We start from the raw sequence: 20397 nt of genomic DNA, 5'->3' as shown, positions 1-20397 counted from the left end.
ATGGCACTAACGACTAAACTTCATTAACCCAAGAGTTGCTCAGACGGTTGCGGCAAGAAGTTTTCAGCGGTTAACTCACCTCCCGTGGTATTCACCAACGCCAAGAGTTTCATCTCGTAGGATTCCACACTACTGTCATCCGTTGAGGATTGCTGATGCGCCCAAATGGCGGTCACATCGGCATTGTCAGCCGCCGCAACGGCAAAGATCGAGGTGTTGATCTCATGATTGTCGGTAACAGCGTTGAAGTTAAACAGATCGTTTAGCAAGTCTGCCACTTTCTCAGCATTGGTCAAATCCGCCGCCGCAACGGTCGTATTTGCCGCTTGATTATGCGCCGCACTGATGAAACCGAACTCCGTTTCACTGAGATCAAAGCCAAATGCCAATACCTCTCCATCTGGATTCGTCACACTGGTTTGATATTCAACCTCACCACTGACCGTCGATTGCAACAGATCACCTTCTAAGGCAATCAAATCATGCTCAACTTGGAAGTGATGAATCACATCAGGGCCCGAGATACCGCTACTGAGAACAGCGACGACTGAGTCATCCCAAGCATATTCAGCAAATCCTTCTTCAACGACCTCGATGTCCAAGTCTTCAGAATCGCTCGCGGTTAACTCACTCGCGTCCTCACCTTCGACCGTTTCTGTCTCTGTAATGATCGTGGTGAGATCCTTGTCATCAATTGAAGTGTAGACGCCATCGCCGTTTTGCGTTCCGCCATTTAAATAGTCCGTCACTAAGCCTGCATCCGTGTAGATTCCTGGATCCGATCCAAATAAGGAGTCATCACCTTGATTGGTATTGCCAGCATCAGGATTAGGTGAATGGGCATCGGCTACATACCCTGATTCAGGGTTGGTATGCGTTTGCTGCACACCTTCATTATTCTCTCCTGAAAGAGGTGAATCCCCATAGTAAGATGCGTTTTCGAAGTCATTGTTGTGATCCGTGCCAGGATTAACCCAAGCTTCATCAACATCTTTCGCTTCAACACCCTCCTTAACTTGATCATTGATATCCAGCAAACCATTGAGCATCGCCACCGACTGTATGAACAGAGGCGTATCAGATGAGAAACTGACCGCAGAGCTTGCACCTGAGTCGCTTGATGTAATCACCAAACCCTCTTGTGTTAACTCAATGGTGGCAATGTTATGTATCCAATTTACATTCACTTGATCCCGTAACTCTTTGATCAAGTCAGCAAGTGAACGGCTAGTCCCCGCTGTAAATTCAATCTCAACAGCTTCACGATCATCAATATGGATAGTGAAGCTGTAGCTACCGGCTTTCAGCGCGTAATCACTTGCCGTGCGACCACCGGAGACTAAGCCTGCCAACTCTGTCACCGTCACTGAGGCAAATGAGTCATCAGGTGCTGTATTTGTATACTCACCCAATGCATACTCATCGTAGAGGTAGTCTTTGTTAATGCCATATTGATCAAACAATTGGCTCAAGGACAGCCCACTGGTATAGCCATCTATAAAGTTTGCAAGATTATCGCCCAACAGCGTCAATAAATAGTCCGAGCCTGCTGCACTGCCACTGGCTGAATCATTGTAGTTAACCACTGCGGCATCCTGACCTGTTTGCGCATACTGACTGCCAGGTTCATGAGTTTTATCAAAGACCTTAAGACTGGATGTTTCATCCTTAAATACAAAGGTGCCCTCTTCAACAGTTTCAGCTGACACTGCGTTGGTCAAGGTTACATTTGCCGCATTGACAACAAGAACGCTGATACTGCCTTCGGCAATACTGCCCAAGCTGTTCGGCCCAAACTCACCGGACACTAACCGCAGACTATTCGAGTTCGCTGATTCCTCAAACTCACCTGTCGCGATATTAACAAACCCCTGTAATACCATCCCTAACTGGCTCTCTGATGGGGCGGAAGACAACCCATGATCCAAAATCATCTGTGCTTTTAAGGCTGCAACAATCACTTCTGAACGTGTGCTGGTCAGACCTGCAACATTGACATGTGTAACTGCATCTTCCGGATCAGTGCCATCCCAGAGCTTCACGGAGGACGTAATGCCATCTACAGTGACACTAATCAGAGTGCCTTTCGGCGTGGTGCTGACATTGTCCAACTGTGAATTTGAGAAGTTCAAATCGATCACTTGCACTCGGCTCAGATCTGGATCAATCACCTGATAGGTGTAGCCCTGATCATCCACATTCATTTGATCTGGACCCGGGTTTTTACCTGTAAGAATCAAGGTTGTGCCGTCAACGTTAACCTTGCCAACGCTATCAGCAATGGCCGCAACAGGCACGGCAAAGGTCGTTAATGACAAACCGCCCGCTGCGATCTCGATACTGGCTAGATCACCAGTGGCAAGGGTCGTGATTTGTAAGCCATCGGCCGTCAGTTCAACAGTTGCCATTCCTTGCAAAGCTGACTCAATGAACGCTAAATAATCGGTCACTGTCGCATCGCCAGTGGCATTGAACTGTTCAGTAACTGGTTGACCATTAATTAAAAGCGCAACGTCATAATCGCCGTCTTTGAGCACTGCGGTTTCTTTCAGGTTGGCAAACTCAGTCAAGAGCACACTGGCGTTTTTCGCGTCTTCAGCTAGGACCTCATCTTTGCCATTGGCAGGTGAGTCATTTGCCACGCCCGTACCCGCACCCACATCCGTAAAGAGGCTTGCACTCACAAAAGACAGCTTCGCCTCAGCACCGGTCTCGACAGTACGTGCAATCAACTGATCGCTACCAACCGCTTCAAACACAACACTACCGCTAAACGCTGAGCTGGCATTCAGTGCAGTCGCTATGTCAGCCAACGAAGACCCTGCTGCGATCACTCCCTGAGCCTGTAAAAGCGGGCCATCATTCACGTTCAAACGAATATCGAAGTTGGTAAAGCTGGTCGGTGTACCTGTGTAGAAGAAGTCGATGGTTAAGGCTGCAGGTTCAGCTGGCTCAAAGGCTACGGCCTCTGCGCCCGTAAGATCAACGACTGCATTGCTGTAATCCGCTTCGGCATAGCGGTCCGTTTGAACATTGAAGCTCAGATTTGCGTCGATTGTCGTTGGCCCATCAGGGTTAACGACAGGCGTGATAGCAATGACACCATTGATTAACTCAACGGACTCTACAAGCGTGAAGCTGTTAAGGTAGTCGATAAAATCTTGAACGCTGGAGCCCGTTTTAGCCCCATCGCTGGCTTGAGTCGGCATAAAGTCAATAACGACCTCAGTGTCATTGATGATTAAAGTGCCTTCGATCCGTTCAAAGCTGAGGGCGTCATCAGCCGACAGAGGCTGTTCACCTATTAGGGCGAAGTATTCGCTGCCTTGTGCGGAGCCATGCAAAACATAAATTTCTAACTGATCGATTACTGTGAAGTCTGAATTGTATATTGCTGGCAAGCTAAATTCAGTCAAGTTGATCGAAACCTCTGCACCTGTGGCATCGGATGTGATGACAAAGGCATTTAGACTCTCGTCAAACTCTACCGTGGCCTTACCCTCTAGCGCTTGCGTAAACAACTCGGCTAGTTGGGCCATGGTCGTATCTGCTTGAAGCGTCTCTACTATCTCAAATGGATACTCATCTTCGCCATCATTAATCGTTAAGCGCAGCGTGACACTTGAGCCGGATTGGATGAAGTCTTGTTCATTTACATTTTCTAACTCTAGGGTGATTTTAGCCGGTAATGTTCCACCAGAAGACTCTACCACATCAAGTGTTAAACTATATTCAGGGTGGAAGTTTTCAACAAGAACTCCATCTTGATCCATTGTAAATTCATAGATGTCGTTATCAAGTGGCATATTTCCATAAATACTAAATGCATGCCCAGAACTATTATTCAGCAGAGCAAGTGATTCACCCTCTGCTGCGATTAAGACAATACCACCTTCATCATACATAATATCTAGATCGGGCAATTCTAAAGCAGTTAAAATACTGTCCAATTGACCATTCATATACCCTATTGCTTCAGAGAGGCTGTAATTTTGAGTACCTAAGCCATCGAAATATCGAACTTGGTCAATTCCATCACCCGTAACGCTCAAACTATAGCCCGCTAAAAAGCTATCATCGCCATATATATCATCTTTCATCACAAACTGAAGATTTAACTCCTCGCCTGCATAATTGATTGATATTACAAGGTTGAAGTTTGAATGATAGTTTGCTGCAAGGCCAAAGATAGGGTGTGATCCGTCTGTAGGCCCAAAAAGATCAGGAAGTCCTATTTTAATCGTACTGGAGCCATTGCCATCGCTTCCCTCAGCTTCTAGCGGCCCGACATCGACACCATCAGACAACTCTGCCTTTTCCACAAAGCCACTGATACGGAACTCACTTAATGTCAGTGCAGCCGACTCACCGACGCTAGTGCTTGTCAGGACAAGCTCATTCGAATCCGCATCAAACTCTACCGATGCATCTGGAGATAACCCTGCATTTAAATAGTCAATGAACTCCGCAAACGTAGCAGTGCCATTGACACCGGGATAATCATTCGAATCATGCCAACTGAATGGTTGCATGGAACCATTGTTGATCGCTATTTCAAAGAAAGGATAGCTTTGATCAGAGGATAGAATTGAATCAAGGCTAACACCTTCTGGAAGCGCAATGCGCAACACAGCGGGTTCTGAGGCAATTCCTTGTGCTACTCTATTGCTTTCAAAGACCCCATCACGTGCATCTATAAGAGCTTGAGCAAGATTAATGACAGTGGCATTGTCATCCGTACCCGCCTTGGCGGTGATTTGGGTGCCAGCGATGCCTAAACTGACCTCAGGTTGCTCGCCACCAAGCACGCTTTGCGGCAATACACCACTGAAGTCGACTTCGGTGATTTGTGCCTGTGCAGGAAGCGTTTTAAAGACGTCGGTGATATTGATTTCACCATAGCCATCTTCCGCATCTTTCGCAGTGAAGGTGAAGGTTGAGCCGTTAAGGGTGATTGACTCCAGGCCGAAGCTATCGTCATCGTCTTGTGCTATATCGGCTTCTATTTGTGCTTTTAGGGCCTCTAGGGTTGAAGTAATAATACTTTCTTCTGACTGAAAAACAACAGAGCCTAAACTAGCACTATGAAGATTAAAATAATAATGCGTGTCTGCATCTGCAATCCATAAAGAGCCTGTAAAATCAATTGTCACGCCAGAGTCTGGAGTTATTTTTATCTGATTTTCGCCCTCGGTTAACTCTGCACGCTCTATACCATCCAAGCTCTCTAGCCATAGTAAAAAGATACCAACAGGGATTTGATGATGGTGTTGATTATGCTCGTTAACTGCATAATAAGTGAATTCATTGTAATCGTAATTTTGATGATCTATTGAGAGGGTGAAGAATGGAATACTAAAAATAACTAAATCATCTTGTGTCAAAGTAATATCAACATCACCATGCATATTAAAATTCAACAGTAAAGCAGGCCCTGAAGTCGACCCTAACATCTCCTGCACATACGACTTACCATTGACGGTTAAACCAATTGATCCACCCTCATAGTAGTCAGCCTCATCATTGCTAAAGCTCGCCGTCGCTTGTTGCTGCACAGGCTCGATTGAGATAGTGGCTTTTTCAATGGTGAAGGCTTCTTTCACACTCTCTTTTGAAACCAGAGTGAATTCGCCTGTGCTCTCATTAAAGAGAACAGCACCGATGACATCGCCTATGTACAGATCATGAGTCTCATCATTGATCGCTTCTTGTAGTAGCGCTTTGAGATCATTTAGTGTTTCTAATGCGGGTCCCTCATTTGCTTTCATTGGCACTGCGAAGGTGATGGAATCGCCATCACCCAATTTCACCTCTAAAGTAATGCGCCCACCCTGATAATAGGCCTCATCCGACGTAGTAAAGGTCGCCGTCGCAATTTGCTTCACGCCTTGGTAATCCAGCGTAATATCGCTGATTTCGAAGGTTTGCTTGGCGTTGTCTTTGGCCGTTAAGGTGATGCCATTTCCAGACACCTCGGCACCAGCCAAGAGCTGGGATAGCACTGGGTCTGGTTGATCTAAGGATTCGGGTGAACCTAACACAGAGCTAGAAACCGTCAGTATTATCGAGCCCAATGGATAGCCTTGTTCAACTTGAAAGAAAACATCAGACCTCATAAATGTGAGTGTTAAAGGTGTTTTGACTACTAGAACCGAGTTATCAACAATTTCAGCTGTTGCATCTATACTCAATGAAGAGAAGTGTGCATTTAAATCAGCTATATGTTCAGCTAACGTTTTTACATGCCCACTCAAATAGTCTGCGTTTATATTATTAATTCCATCATTAAAAGTAATTAAATGAAAAAAACCATTTAACAGATAACTTTCTTGTAGTTCTCCGCTTGGATAGTTTGAATTAGACAAGGTATATGTATTGGGTGTTGCTGGGATAATTGATCCATTCACTTTTTCATTAATTGCATCAACCAAATTCGCCTGCGTTTCAGCCGCGTTTGCACCCATTTCAGCCGAAATGCGGACAGCATTCACTGTATCCTTCTCACCGTTGGCATCTAATGGGGTAATCGTGATCCACACCTTACCGTCTTCAAAATAGACATCAGCCGCACGGTCATTGCCTGGGCCGATATCATCGTTATCGAAGGTAAATCCTGTGTATTTGCCCGAGTTGCTGTTCAACTCAAGCGTTGCTTGCTGTGCCTCACCGGCATAATCCATTTCAGCTGTAATACTTAGGGTATCTTCGCCTTCGGTGCTGGATAGAAGGGTAATGCCATCAGTTACTTGTCCCTTGAATGTCAGTGCAGAGACAGGGATAAGTGCGTTAAATCCACCTGAGGTCACCTGAAAGTCTAACGAGTTAAACTCACTATTGTAACTTGCTGTTAATCGATAAGCAGGATCCGAACTTAAAATAGCATTAATAGCAGTCACTAACGCATTCACATCTTCGTATATTGCATTTTCTAATAAATGGAAATTAAACCCAATACTCCCAGCAGTAGATGATCTAAAAACACTTGAACCTGTTTGTAGGATTTGAATACCCGTAGCACTGCTAAGATCTAAATCATTTGCTGAAAAGCTAAGAATATTATTGGCTAATCCCGTACGAGCTGTCGGCTTGACTGTAAAATCTGTGACACTAAATCCAATGGACTCAAGGCTACCAAGACCTTGGTCCGCTATCGCTTGTTTCAACTTCTCTATTGTTGCCTTAGCATCGCCAGCGACCATCTCGACTGCAATCGTGTCATCATTGATTTTAATACGTAGCTCGCCGCCTTCATAGTAGTAAGTATCATCCAAGCTAAACTGAACACTTACCTCTTGCTGCACACCCGGTACATCAATGCTTGCTTCTTGCACACTAAAAGTTGGCCCATCAGTCTCTCCAACTTTCAAAGCAGTCAAGGTAATTGTAGTTCCTTGAGCGCTCGCCTCGTCGATAATATCGCCTAAATAAATACCCTCCTCAACAAGAGTTGTTTCATCCTCAACTGAACGTGCCGCATTAATTGCAGCGACTAAAGCAGTAACAGACGCATTAGCATCTCCCGCAACAACCTCGGCTTTAATGACCACGCCACTAATGGTCACACTCAAATAACGCGTAAATTCTGTTGTATTGGTACCATTGGTATTAGCAGGATAGTCTTGATCATTGCTTGAAAAATTCACAACCACTTGCGTTTTTAACCCATCATTGACGATGGCTTCGGTACCGTTATGTCCACCGGATAACTGCAGAGGGCTTGAAGCCGCAAACACTGTTAACTTAGCTTCATCTGCATTAACTGTGACTCCCATGATAGATGAAGACGTCGTTAGCAAATCGGCTAATGCCTGAAGTCCAACCTCCGACGTTTCTCCTTTTTCAAGAGTATAGGAGTAAGAGTGTCCATTAACCGTCAGAGTTAACACCGTCCCTTCACGATAATCAGATTCATCCGTTGAGAAAGCAATACTGGCACTTGGCAGCACTTGTCCATCTAGAATGCTCTGATAAACAACCGTATCCACCGACCCGTCACGGTGAGTCAAATAGATGGTATCAGCACCGGCACCACCAACGATAGTTTCATCACCGCGACCTGCAAAATAGGTGTCGTTGCCATCGTCCAGTTCGACACGAAGATTGATATCCGAGGTCATGGCCGCCATATCAAGGGTGTTATTCAACTCATTGCCAATGGCGACAACTTGGCCTGCACCGACTAATGCTAAGCTTTGATCTGGATTGGCGAGGGCCGCTTGCACCGTTGTCGCATAGTCGCGTATGTCGTATTCGACCTTGTCTGCTCCTGCCACTAAGCCCGCTTGTGACAGCGCTGTGGATTGCGCAACCGTCAGAGGCTCAGTCACTTTGATGGTGATGGTACTGGCGTCATAGTTTGCCAGTGCGTCCAGCAGTGCCTCTGCAATGATGTTGACTGAAGCCGTGCCATTGCTGCCAAAAAGCTCAGCAACCGTGAAAACCAAGGTGTCGCCTTCGAAAGGATCAGTGGGCGGCTGGAGTGCCTCTAATGCCGCTTTTAAATCATCAATTTGTGCTTGAAGGTCGGTAATTTGGTCTTGAAGATCCTCAAGTGTGTCCGACAATCCCGTATCAACGCCTAGCGCTAATTTTAAATCGTCTATCTCTTGTTTGAGGGTCTCAATTTCTTCAGTTAAAGCCTCTAAATCCACAGCCGCCGTTTCGTTGTCTGTAGTCAAGCCATCAATTTGCGCTTGCAGATCAGCAATGGCGGTTTCCAGAGCCGTTGTGAGATTACTTGAAACTTGGTCAATACTGTCTTGTAAATGCGTTTCCAATGACTCTAATGCCGATGTTAAGCTGATAACCTCAGCTGCTAGTACGCTGGCATTCGCTGCATCGCCTGCTGCCGATAAGGTTGCCAAAGCATCTAGATCAGCTTGAGTGGCTGTCAGTTGAGCGGCTAGGGCCGATAAATCAGCCGCTGTCGCACTTTCAGCACTCAACCCAGTGATTTGTGCTTGCAGATCTGCAATCGTTGCATTTAGAGATGCAGAAAGTGCGCTCGTCGCTTCAACTATGCTGTTTTCTAAACTGGTTTCGAGTGCAGCCAGCGCTGACGTTAAGCTTGCCACTTCAGTAGCCAAGGCTTGAGCATTGGCCGCATCGCCTGCTGCTGACAAAGTTGCCAAAGCCGCTAGTTCGCCTTTAGTCGCAGCCAGTTCAGCTGCTAAATCAGACAAGTTCGCTGCGGTGGCATTTTCCAGACCATTAATTTGCATCTGTAAATTGGTCAGGCTGCTATCCAATGAGTTAAACAAATCGTTAGACACTTGATCAACGTAGGCTACCAAGCTGGTGTGAAGCGCTGTCAGTGAGCTGTTCAAGGTCGCAACATTGTCACTTAATGCGGCATAAAGTGCCGCCACTTCGCTTTCCAGTGCAGACGCTAAATCAGCCGCTTCAGCCGATGCGATAAAAGCTTCAAGAACTGCGATTTTCGCTTCAGCTTCTGCAAAGGCGGCTTGCAGTGCCAACACCAATTCCAGCGCTTGATCGCCATCTAGAGCGTTAATCTGATCTTGCAAATTCGCTAATTCAACATGAATGTCGGCGACCGCTTGATCCAGTTTGTTTTGCATTTGCGTCTGAGCGCTGACCAACGCGCTGTTCAAGCTCGAAACTTCAGCCGCTAGCGCGTCTGCATTCGCAGCATCGCCTGCCGCAGATAGCGTCGTTAAAGCGGCTAGATCGGCTTGAGTCGCTGCTAATTGAGCAGCCAAAGCAGATACATCAGCCGCGGTTGCACTGTCAGTGCTCAGGCCATCTATTTGCGCTTGCAGATCAGCAATCGCTGCATTCAAAGCAGCTGACAGATCGCTGGACACTTGATCGATATTGGCTTGCAGGCTAGCTTGAAGTACTGTCAGTGAGCTGTTCAAGGTCGCTACATTGTCACTTAATGCGGCATAAAGTGCCGCCACTTCGCTTTCCAGAGCCGCCGCTAAGTCAGCGGCTTCAGCCGATGCGATAAAGGCTTCGAGAACTGCGATTTTCGCTTCAGCTTCAGTAAAGGCAGCTTGCAGTGCCAATACCAATTCCAGTGCTTGATCACCATCTAGAGCATTAATCTGATCTTGCAGATTCGCCAATTCAACGTTAATGCTGGCGACCGCTTGATCCAGTTTGTTTTGCATTTGCGTCTGAGCGCTGACCAACGCGCTGTTCAAGCTCGCAACCTCAGCCGCTAGCGCGTCTGCATTCGCAGCATCGCCTGCCGCAGATAGCGTCGCTAAAGCGGCGAGATCGGCTTGAGTCGCTGCTAATTGAGCAGCCAAGGCCGACAAATCAGCCGCTGTCGCGCTTTCAGTGCTCAGGCCATCAATCTGTGCTTGGAGATCAGCTACAGCTGAGTTTAACTCAGCCGATAGATTGGCAGCGACTTGATCAATATTGGCTTGAAGAGTGGTTTGTGCAGCAGCTAAGTCATCTGTCAGCTTTTGAGACAACGTGGCTATTTGAGCTTGTAAGGTGTCACCAACCGCTTCAGCAACGATTTTTAGTGCATCGATATCCGCTTCGAGTGCGGAGATGGCTGCGTTTAACGAGGCCAACTCGGTCGCCGTTGCGCCTGATGTAGCCTCTAATGCCGCTATTTTTTGCTGTAAAGAATCAATCAATCCTGAAATTTGCGGAATGGATGGAAAAGATAAGGCATCGATGCGTTCTATAATGGCATCAACCTGCGCATTCTCAACGGGTTCGCCGTTGATTTGAATCGATACACCGCCAGTTTCATCGGCACCAAAGCCTATTAACGTAAGGTTTGGCGTGGCTAAATAGGCCTCTAACTCTGCTAACTCATCTTCAGAACTCAATTCAAGTGTTAACGCACCATGCCCAGATACGCTCACTAAAGATGCCAGCGCTTTAAATTGTGACAGAGTCAACACCACGCCCGAGTTGACTTCGATATCAATGATGCCAGAGATATTAACGCCGGACAGATCCAACGTACCATTTTTCACTTCTATTTTACTAAAGCCTTTGATGTCACTATCTGCGGCTAACTTAACGACATCATTTGCATCCGCAAAGTCGAATACCAGCTTATTATTTGATCCATCAATGTTGGTAATTAACGTAATCGTTCGTACATCGCGACTACCTGCCGTGACATCGTTAATCTTAAAGACCACATCATCGTTGGAGCCTTTGATATCACCAATGACTTCAATGCGGGTAGCATTTGGCGCAGTGATTTCAAACACATCTTCATTTTCAGTACCGACTAAACGTATAACAAAAGATTCAGCCTCAACCTCACGTGGATTACCCGGGTTAGGGTCTTGTTCCATAATGTCAGTGGGATCGGTTGGCGTTGGATCAACGGGAGTTGGATCAACAGGCGTCGGTTCTACAGGGTCAGGCGTCGAAGGGGCACTGGAAGAGCTGCTACTTGACGAGGTTAAAGCAACTCCCGCTAGCAAGCCCGCCCCCACAAACAAAGGGGATATTGAGCCTGTTGCGCCCCCTGCCGACGGTGTATCAGACAACACCGCAGCCGCCTCGTCGGCGCTGGGTTCATCAGTGGACATTTCATCTGATGCAGCAACAACTTGCGCCGTTAAGTCACCTAAAGTGGCTGGATCTATCATTTCATCCAGACTTAAGACGTCCTCTTCTTCCTCAAGTTCTTTTTTGGCTCTCTTTAACAATACTGTGTTTTTTTCGAATGTACTTGTGAGAGCCTCATTCTGGGATTGTGGTATCACCCCACTCGCTTCGTGTGTTTCTGGGCTCAAAGGCAGGCTCACCTCTGTAAATGCAGGTGCATCTTGGTGAGTAGTTGTATCAATTGAAACATTTAAGCCTTGGTTTTCATTTTCCATTCGAGCGCTCTCCAAAGAGTAATTCTTTGTCATAGTAATGATCATGTTTCGGCACTTTAGATGCACAAAGCTATTCATAGCCGCCGACGAATAGCTTTATGCATCACTCTTCAGTTCAACCAAAACAAGCGTTAGTTTTAGTTTTTACAAGGCTTTACCTATCTTAAATTGAGATATGCCATGCGTCTTGACTCTAACAAAGGAAGCCAATAAAGGTAATGAACGAAAAATGAACGAAGCAGATTTATTGGAGAAAATTGATCCGCATCAATACTTGTTTGAAACAGATCTATTTATATTTGAGTGGCATTTTTCGGAGCAGATCAAGCCAGAACGCCTCTCAGGAACGCTCTTTTTGACCCACTCGATACCCTGCTCCTGATACTGTCACTAATGGACTGATGCCACAATGCTTGATGAATTTTTTACGGATACGATAGATCAACGCATTCACTGATTCGACGCAGGTTAAACGAGCGGATTCAGACAAACCTTCGATAATTTGATCTCGGGTAACCACCGAACCATTGGCTCGCAGTAAAAAGAGCAATAGCTGGTATTCCCCTTGCGTCAAGCTCATTTCACCGTCTTGGTTATGTTGAACACTTTGCGTTTTTGTACACACATACCAACCGTCAAATAAGGGATATTGATGTATGGCTTTTGCATCCTGAGGTGAAGAGGCATCTGATTGAGCATATCGATCTTGACGCACAAGCGCATTGCGCACTTGCAGTTCCAGCTCCAACAAACTAAAGGGTTTGGTGATATAGGCATCCGCGCCCTTTTCAAAACAATCGAGTCTGACAGTACTACCCTGTCGACCGGAAACAATAAACACAAGCATATTGTGATGCTGGCGCATCGAGCAGAGCAGCTCGACTCCATCTGCATCGGGCAAGTTCAAATCCATGATGATTAAGTCAAATTGCGCGCTGACTAACTGATCAGAAAACGCTTTCCCAGTATGGGTGACTGTCACCTCATATCCATAATTCTGTAAAAACTCACTGACAATGTCAGTCAGATGATGATCATCTTCTAACAAAAGAATACGTTTACCTTGCATTCATAGACCCTTATTATTTTTTATTGTAAGGGGAGCCATAGCTTGAACTCACTGCCCCGTCCTTCGTCACTGATCAATTCAATGCGTCCTTTATGTAAGTAAACAATACGCTGGACTATATACAAGCCTAGCCCAAAACCAGCTACACCTTCAACAGCGCCTCTTTGATACTTACCAAAAATCGTTGACTGGTGTTCTATTGGTATACCGATGCCTTGATCTTTGACCCTAAACAAAACACCTTGTTCAAATGGGCCTGCACTGAGTTGCAACCTACCCCCCTGTGGGGAATATTTAACCGCATTATCAACGAGGTTATTCAACGCAATCAAGAGTAACTGTTTATCGCCTAAAAACTTTTTTGATTCAACTTGAATGTCAATCGTAAAACTCTTTGAACAAATCGTGCCTGCATAGGCTTTAAGTGAGCGCATGATCTCTTCAGTTTCAATCCATTCAGAGTGTTGACGCCATGCAGAGTTTTCAAATCGATCTTGGACAAGGGCGTTATTCACCAACTCAATCAGCTGCGAAGTGGCCTGACTTTGTTTTTGTAAGGTCTTTTCCCTTTGTTCAGGATCAGTTTGCAGTGCGAGAAGTTCAAAACCTGTCTGAATCACAGTGAGCGGGGTTCTAAATTCATGTGTAACCATACGCATAAACTGCTGTTGTTCTAACCGTGCTTCGTGCTCCTCCTTAAGAGCATTTTCCAGCCTCAAGCGCGTAAGGTTGAGCGCTTCCACCAGCTCCGTTTTCTCATTGACCTTTTCTTTGAGTAACACGTCTTGTTTTGAAAGCGCATGATTCAGTTTTTTCAGGTGCTGGTTCCAGTATAAAAACAACACCAGACAAAAAATGAAGAAAAAACTGGTTTTAAAAGCCAAGCTGTAATCTATACCTTGGTACACAGTAATTGATACATGGCGATTTAATGCTTCTTGAACTTCTTGGGGTGAGATAGTGGCGACCCCCAAATCCAATATGTCTCTGAGGTAGGGTTCTGACTGAAGAACGCCGATTCTAAAGTGATTATCAAAATTCGGCAGTAAGCCTGACACTTTTAAATTAAACAAGCCCTGCTGACGGATTGTATAGGCCGCCATAGTTAATGAACGAATGGTCATATCTGCTTTTTTCTGCTCGACCATCGCCACCGCTTCTCTTTCAGTATCGACCACGGTGATCACTAAATTAGGATAGGTACGTCGAACAAACTCTTCAATACTGGTGCCTTTTGGCAGTACAACCACTTTATCCACTAGGCCTGCGGGATTGGGGATGTACTCATGATCTTGATGCGTAATAAAAACATTCGGATCGTTGAAGTAAGGTTCTGTGAATAACAACCACTGACTGCGTGCCTCTGTTTTATTTAAAAAGGCAACTACATGACAATCACCTGCTTGTGCTGCCTGTAAGCTGTGATTCCAGTCATCTGTCGGGTACACACTGAGATCGACACCGGTACGTTGTGCAATTAATTGGATAAGATCGGCCGCAATTCCAACAAAATCCCCATTGGGTAAAAGACGCTCATAAGGCTCCCAATCCGGGTCAACACACATTTTGACGGGCCCCAGTTCGGCTAAATACGCCTGTTGCTGCTCATTTAAAACCACATTGGCCGTAGCTGTAAAAGACAGGATTAAACTAAAAAAAATCAAACAGAAAAACTTAATATAAGCACAGGGATTCTGCATCGTTTTAGCATCTCAGCATCAATAAAAAAGGCACCTAGTTTAGTAGGTGCCTTTCATTATACAGCTTTAATCAGGATTCGATTACTTAGCCAGTGCTTTCGCCTCAATACGACGGCGATGCAAAACAGGCTCCGTGTAACCATTGGGCTGCTTGCGTCCTTCAAACACCAGCTCACAGGCGGCTTTGAAGGCTACGCTCTTGTCAAAGTCGGCGGCCATTGGCTGATACAGGGGATCATTGGCATTTTGACCGTCAACAACCTTCGCCATGCGCTTCATGGTTTCCATCACTTGATCTGCCGAACAGATACCATGATGCAACCAGTTAGCAATGTGTTGGCTGGAGATACGCAAAGTTGCACGGTCTTCCATTAAGCCCACATTGTTGATATCGGGTACTTTCGAGCAGCCAACGCCTTGATCCACCCAACGAACCACGTATCCCAAGATACCCTGCACGTTGTTGTCTAATTCTTGCTGAATTTCTTCAGCCGACCAATTCGGAGCAACAGCCACGGGGATGGTTAAAATATCATCTAGGCTGGCACGTGCACGTAGTTTTAGCTCTTCCTGACGCGCAAACACATCAACCTTGTGATAGTGCATCGCATGCAAGGTTGCGGCAGTGGGTGATGGAACCCAAGCGGTATTCGCGCCAGACAAAGGATGCGCAATTTTTTGCTCTAACATATTGGCCATCAGATCTGGCATGGCCCACATGCCTTTACCGATCTGAGCACGACCTTGCAAACCGCACAGCAAGCCATTATCAACGTTCCAATCTTCGTAGGCTTTAATCCATGGCGTGGCCTTCATGTCATTTTTACGCAACATAGGACCGGCTTCCATCGAGGTGTGCATTTCATCGCCCGTGCGATCCAAGAAGCCCGTGTTGATAAAGACGACTCGCTCTTTCGCGGCACGAATACACTCTTTCAAGTTAACCGTGGTGCGACGCTCTTCATCCATGATGCCCATTTTCAGGGTAAAGCGCTCAAGACCCAAGGCATCTTCAATACGTGCAAAAAGTTCATTCGCAAAGGCGACTTCTTCAGGGCCGTGCATTTTTGGCTTAACGATGTACATAGAGCCTGTTACGCTGTTTTTAAACTTGCCCAATCCTTTCACATCGTGAATGGAGATGAGCGATGTCACAAGACCGTCCATGATGCCTTCTGGAATTTCGTTGCCATCTTTGTCCAAAATCGCATTGATGGTCATCAGGTGGCCGACATTACGGACAAACATCAAACTGCGGCCTTTAAGGGTTACGGTTTGACCGTCAACGCCTGTGTACTCGCGGTCTGGGTTCATTTCACGAACAAAGGTACGGCCGTTTTTCTCAATGCTCTCGGTCAAGGTACCCTTCATCAAACCTAACCAATTGCGGTAAACCTGAACCTTGTCATCTGCATCAACGGCGGCAATGGAATCCTCACAATCCATGATGGTGGAAAGAGCAGACTCCATCAAAATATCTTTAATACCTGCACTGTCAGCTTTACCTATGACACTGTTCGCATCAAATTGAATTTCGAAATGCAGGCCATTATGGCGCAATACGATGGCTGAAGGCTGTGATGCATCTCCCAAGTAACCCACGAGTTGATCGGGCATTTTTAAACCGACTGTTTCACCCGTGACTAAGGTGACCTGCAAAGCCCCATCTACGATGGCGTAGCCTTTTGCCCCTACATGCGAGCTTTCGGCCAAGGGGGCGGCATCGTCTAAAAACTGACGTGCAAAAGCGACTACCTTAGCCCCACGCACAGGATTGTAGGTTGCTCCTTTTTCAGCACCGCCGTCTTCACCAATGGCATCGGTGCCGTACAAGGCATCATACAGGCTCCCCCAACGCGCATTCGCCGCATTCAGCGCATAACGTGCGTTCATAACCGGCACAACGAGCTGAGGCCCGGCCAGGGTTGCCATTTCTGGGTCTACATTGGTGGTGGTCGCTGTGAAATCATCGCCTTCTGGCAAGAGATAGCCAATTTCAGATAAAAAGGCTTTGTACTCGGTCATATTTAAAAGCTGACCTTTACGAGCAGCGTACCACTCATCAAGTTGTGCTTGGATGGCATCACGCTTCGCGAGCAGTTCGCGGTTTTTAGGCGCTAGATCTTGGATAATTTGATCGAAGGCTTTCCAGAAAGCAACTTGATCGACGCCTGTACCGGGTAACGCTTCATTATTAATGAAATCATAAAGTGTTTCTGCTACCTGCAGATTTTCAACCTGAATTCGTTGCTGACTCATGGATAACGCCTCTTATTTTCACACAATGACTAAGGATGACACTGTATTAGGATTCTCGTTGATTCGATACTATAAAAAGGCAGTATACTATTGGAAGAGCAATTTTTTATTTTCTGTCGATACCTGAGGTATTGAGTGGACCGATATACAGAGATTCGAACCTTTACCTTGGTGGCAGAGCACGGCAGCTTTGCAGCCGCATCCGTCATTGAGGGCGTCACCCCCATTATAATGGGACGGCGTTTAGATGCCTTAGAAAAACGCCTCGGTGTCAAACTTATGCATCGCTCCACCCGTGGCCTGAAACTGACCGACCTTGGCGAGCAGTTTTTAGAGGGAGCTCAACAACTGCTGAAGCAGTTCGACACGCTGGAGTCGGGCATTACGGCCAATCGGCACAATGTGCGCGGACATCTGGTGGTGTCGGCACCAGCGGGATTTGGTCGCAAACACGTAGCGCCGCATGGCCCTGCTTTTCAGGCCTTGTTTCCGGATGTGCGCATTTCGTTTAACCTGACGGACAGCGTGATCGATCTGGTGCGCGAAGGCTACGACCTTGCCATTCGCATTGGCGCAGTTGAAGATCCCAACTATGTACCTGTACAGCTCTATCCCAATAAGCGCGTTCTCTGCGCATCGCCTCTTTACCTCGAACGCCACGGCACTCCCCAGTCACTAGAAGACTTAGCCGAGCATAATTGCTTGGCCTTCAATCTAATGGGTGGGCAGCATCGCGGTTGGAGTTTTATTCGCGACAATAAACGCGTCACCATCAAAGTCTCCGGTAATCTAGACTGCAATGACAGTGAACTGCTCTATGACTGGGTTAAACTCGGACTGGGCATCAGTTGGCGTTCGACTTGGGAAATCCAAAAAGAGCTGAACTCCGGCGAGCTCGTGACTTTTTTAGATGAGTACGCTATGCCTGAATACAATATTCAGGCGGTGTACCCTGAGCAGCGCTTTTTACCCGCAAAGATTGCCTACTTTATTGATTTTTTGAAGCGGACCTATAATGAACCCGGTTATTGGGAAAGTTAGTAGAGAGCTGCACGGCATAGCGCTTTAACGCTTCAGGTACTGCAGTTTGCCTGCCTTGCCATCCCAGTCGGCAGCATCAGCGGGTGCCGCTTTGTATTCGGTGATATTTGGCCATATTTCGGCCAGTTCAGCATTCAGTTGAACAAACTCGAGCTGGTCATCCGGTAGATCGTCTTCGGAAAAAATGGCTTTCGCTGGACACTCTGGCTCACAAAGCCCGCAGTCGATACACTCATCCGGATGAATCACCAAAAAATTAGGCCCCTCATAAAAACAGTCAACCGGGCAGACCGCAACACAATCTGTGTACTTACATAAGATACAGTTTTCAGTTACGACAAACGCCATTTGTAACACTCCAATGAATCGCTGAAATCACATTATATAAACGGGTGAACTTTAGCACACTTTGCCTCCCAGAGCCTCTGACGCCGTGCATTTTACTGGGGAGTACAAACCTCGCCTACCAAGGTCTTAAAGTCCCTTCAACGCTAAACATTAAGACAAGCGATTAAAGAAAAAAGTTGGCCTAGTGTAACAGCACTGTTAAGATTCTCGTTGAAGTCTAACTGAGATTTGACGCCATATTCCAGTTAGCCTATTTACTTTGGATCGTTCATTACAGGAGGTACGCGGCCATCTGAGTTGTCGGCTGTGCGAGACTGTCTTTTGTCAATCTCGAACGTGTCAACCCTACTTACGCGTAACATTATGGAAGCGCTTTCACGTCTTTTATCACCTGCTCTACGTTGGTTTATCTGGATAATTGAACCCTTTACTTGGGCAAAAAGCTTCAGTCAAAACCCAATCCTCGGAAACTATTGGCTCAATCGTTGCGGTTTGCATGTCACACGCGTGGTCATCGCTCAAGCCTTGTTTCATCTAAGACTATGGCTCCTATCGCCTCTTGTTCCAGCCGAGCAGCGTCGTCAGTTTATCCGAGAAGGCTATATTTTAATTGAGAACTACTTGCCACCCGAGCAATTTGAACGTTTGCAATCAGAGGCGGTTAACTACTCAGGCTTGATCCGTGAATTTGTTGAAGGAACAACCCTCACGCAACGCAGCTTTATGACGGAAGATATTCGACAGACCCTGCCCGAGCTGAATGCGTTTACACAAGCCAAACCCCTCGATCGTTTAATGCGTTGGTGTTCTTCAAAAAACAGGCCACCTTTTTTCTTTATTGAGAACCTCTGTAATCACGCCAACGTGGTGCCTCAAGCCGACCCTCAGCGCGACTTGCATGCGGATACCTTTCACCCTTGTGTCAAAGGCTGGTTATTTTTAGATCCGGCCAATGATGATAACGGTCCTCATGTGTATGTCCCTCGCTCTCACCGTTTAACCTGGGCAAGATTAAAGTGGGAATACAAAGAAAGCCTCATTGCTTCGTTAAAAGGCGAGGATCGCCCAGCAGGTCGTTACTGGGATGGATCCTTTAGAGTGACACCGCAAGCACTAGAGGAAATGGGCTTACAAGCCACCGCGCTGCATGTTCCGGCCAATACACTGCTTGTGGCAAATGTGTACGGTTTCCATTGCCGAGGTGTCGCTCAAAAACGCAGTCACCGCATGACGGTCTGGATGCAAGCAAGGGACAACCCTTTCAATCCTATTTTCACACCCTTCCCAAAAGCCGCCAGCCGCATTTTCGAGTGGGTATGGAAAGGCGAACTGGCACGCCAAGATCGGGCAAAAATTAAAGAAGGGATTCAACGCAATTATGAAGGGAAGTTTGATCGGAGCCATTGAGCATCCCCTCTTGCTAGAGTGGCGATTCTATACTTCAGAGCTGACTATACGTAGAGCTGATGAGCGTTAACAGATAGGAATGCTGCTAGGCAATTAAGGGTGATATCCATCGAATTCAATGGACTCACCCCATCCTGTAAACAGGACATTTTTATATAACCAAGCTAAACGGCACACCTTTGAGTGCGCCCCTTAGCTTTTGATTATTAACCCGGCGGCAGTTCCTGTCGGTTAGAGGCTAGCCACCATGCGGCTTTCCAATGACATAGTCAGACCTGAATTGCCACCGGTTTAATAGTCTTATTCAGGATATTCGTTTGGGCATTTTGCGCTATCAGAAAAATCTTTTACGTGCTCAACAAAAACAACATGAATATTGTCAATTAGCCAGCGGCCATCGTTCAAGATGTACTTAAGACTAAATATTAACGGGGCATTTTCTTCATCATATCCATTGATGGTAAGACAGCCTTCTTGCTCATTTTTCATTTCATGGTAACTGAATTCCTCCACCATGTAACTCTTAAATAATAACTGACTAACTGCCCCTAAATTTACTCTATAATCCTCACCCAGAAGTGATGGACTAAAAAAATTACCAGCCACTTCAACAACATTATTTTTATTCACACTATTCTGGTACTTTGAATACTCTTGATACAGCACAGAAGAAGAGGCTTGCATAGATACACAGCCTGTTAGAAATAAGATAAGAATGAAATTAAAAAAGATTTTTTGCATT

The 20397-nt window shown here is 46.2% G+C and carries 8 protein-coding genes; 2 read left to right on the top strand and 6 right to left on the bottom strand.

All coding sequences use genetic code 11. From position 1 onward, the window contains the following. Positions 1–23 precede the first annotated feature (23 nt). From F5971_RS16400 to F5971_RS16385, 4 genes are all read right to left on the bottom strand, one after another. A complete protein-coding gene (locus tag F5971_RS16400; RefSeq protein WP_193496092.1) occupies positions 24–11831 on the bottom strand; it encodes a hypothetical protein in 11808 nt (3935 codons plus the stop codon). Between the two features lie 340 nt (positions 11832–12171). Further along, positions 12172–12900 carry a response regulator transcription factor gene (locus F5971_RS16395; protein WP_193496090.1) on the bottom strand — a complete coding sequence of 243 codons (729 nt, stop codon included), beginning with the start codon at positions 12898–12900 and terminating at the stop codon, positions 12172–12174. Between the two features lie 20 nt (positions 12901–12920). Next, a complete protein-coding gene (locus tag F5971_RS16390) occupies positions 12921–14600 on the bottom strand; it encodes an ATP-binding protein (protein ID WP_193496088.1) in 1680 nt (559 codons plus the stop codon). A gap of 81 nt (positions 14601–14681) precedes the next feature. Further along, a complete protein-coding gene (locus F5971_RS16385; RefSeq protein WP_193496086.1) occupies positions 14682–16859 on the bottom strand; it encodes a malate synthase G in 2178 nt (725 codons plus the stop codon). 135 nt (positions 16860–16994) lie between these two features. Here F5971_RS16385 and F5971_RS16380 point away from each other — a divergent pair, with 135 nt between their 5' ends. Next, a complete protein-coding gene (locus F5971_RS16380; protein ID WP_036508579.1) occupies positions 16995–17900 on the top strand; it encodes a LysR family transcriptional regulator in 906 nt (301 codons plus the stop codon). A gap of 24 nt (positions 17901–17924) precedes the next feature. On the opposite strand, the gene fdxA is transcribed toward F5971_RS16380, so the two are convergent. After that, entirely contained in the window at positions 17925–18248 is a 324-nt protein-coding gene (gene fdxA / locus F5971_RS16375; RefSeq protein WP_036508576.1) for a ferredoxin FdxA, read from the bottom strand. Positions 18249–18611: 363 nt separating this feature from the next. Between fdxA and F5971_RS16370 the strand changes: the two genes are divergently transcribed. Then, positions 18612–19655: a phytanoyl-CoA dioxygenase family protein gene (locus tag F5971_RS16370; RefSeq protein ID WP_223116351.1), complete on the top strand. Its 1044-nt coding sequence runs from the start codon at positions 18612–18614 to the stop codon at positions 19653–19655. A gap of 300 nt (positions 19656–19955) precedes the next feature. On the opposite strand, the gene F5971_RS16365 is transcribed toward F5971_RS16370, so the two are convergent. After that, a complete protein-coding gene (locus F5971_RS16365) occupies positions 19956–20396 on the bottom strand; it encodes a hypothetical protein (RefSeq protein WP_036508574.1) in 441 nt (146 codons plus the stop codon). Position 20397 lies beyond the last annotated feature (1 nt).

It is taken from the genome of Nitrincola alkalisediminis (genome assembly GCF_009821115.1).
In the GTDB taxonomy this organism is placed as follows: domain Bacteria; phylum Pseudomonadota; class Gammaproteobacteria; order Pseudomonadales; family Balneatricaceae; genus Nitrincola; species Nitrincola alkalisediminis.
The sequence above is the reverse complement of the archived record's forward strand: the minus strand, read 5'-3'. Positions and strand labels throughout refer to the sequence as shown.

Bases quoted from the DNA above. Each gene is read 5' to 3' on its own strand.
- F5971_RS16395 (WP_193496090.1), bottom strand. From the start codon at position 12,900: ATGCAAGGTAAACGTATTCTTTTGTTAGAAGATGATCATCATCTGACT.
- F5971_RS16385 (WP_193496086.1), bottom strand. From the start codon at position 16,859: ATGAGTCAGCAACGAATTCAGGTTGAAAATCTGCAGGTAGCAGAAACA.
- F5971_RS16370 (WP_223116351.1), top strand. From the start codon at position 18,612: ATGGAAGCGCTTTCACGTCTTTTATCACCTGCTCTACGTTGGTTTATC.
- F5971_RS16400 (WP_193496092.1), bottom strand. From the start codon at position 11,831: ATGGAAAATGAAAACCAAGGCTTAAATGTTTCAATTGATACAACTACT.
- F5971_RS16390 (WP_193496088.1), bottom strand. From the start codon at position 14,600: ATGCAGAATCCCTGTGCTTATATTAAGTTTTTCTGTTTGATTTTTTTT.
- F5971_RS16365 (WP_036508574.1), bottom strand. From the start codon at position 20,396: ATGCAAAAAATCTTTTTTAATTTCATTCTTATCTTATTTCTAACAGGC.
- fdxA (WP_036508576.1), bottom strand. From the start codon at position 18,248: ATGGCGTTTGTCGTAACTGAAAACTGTATCTTATGTAAGTACACAGAT.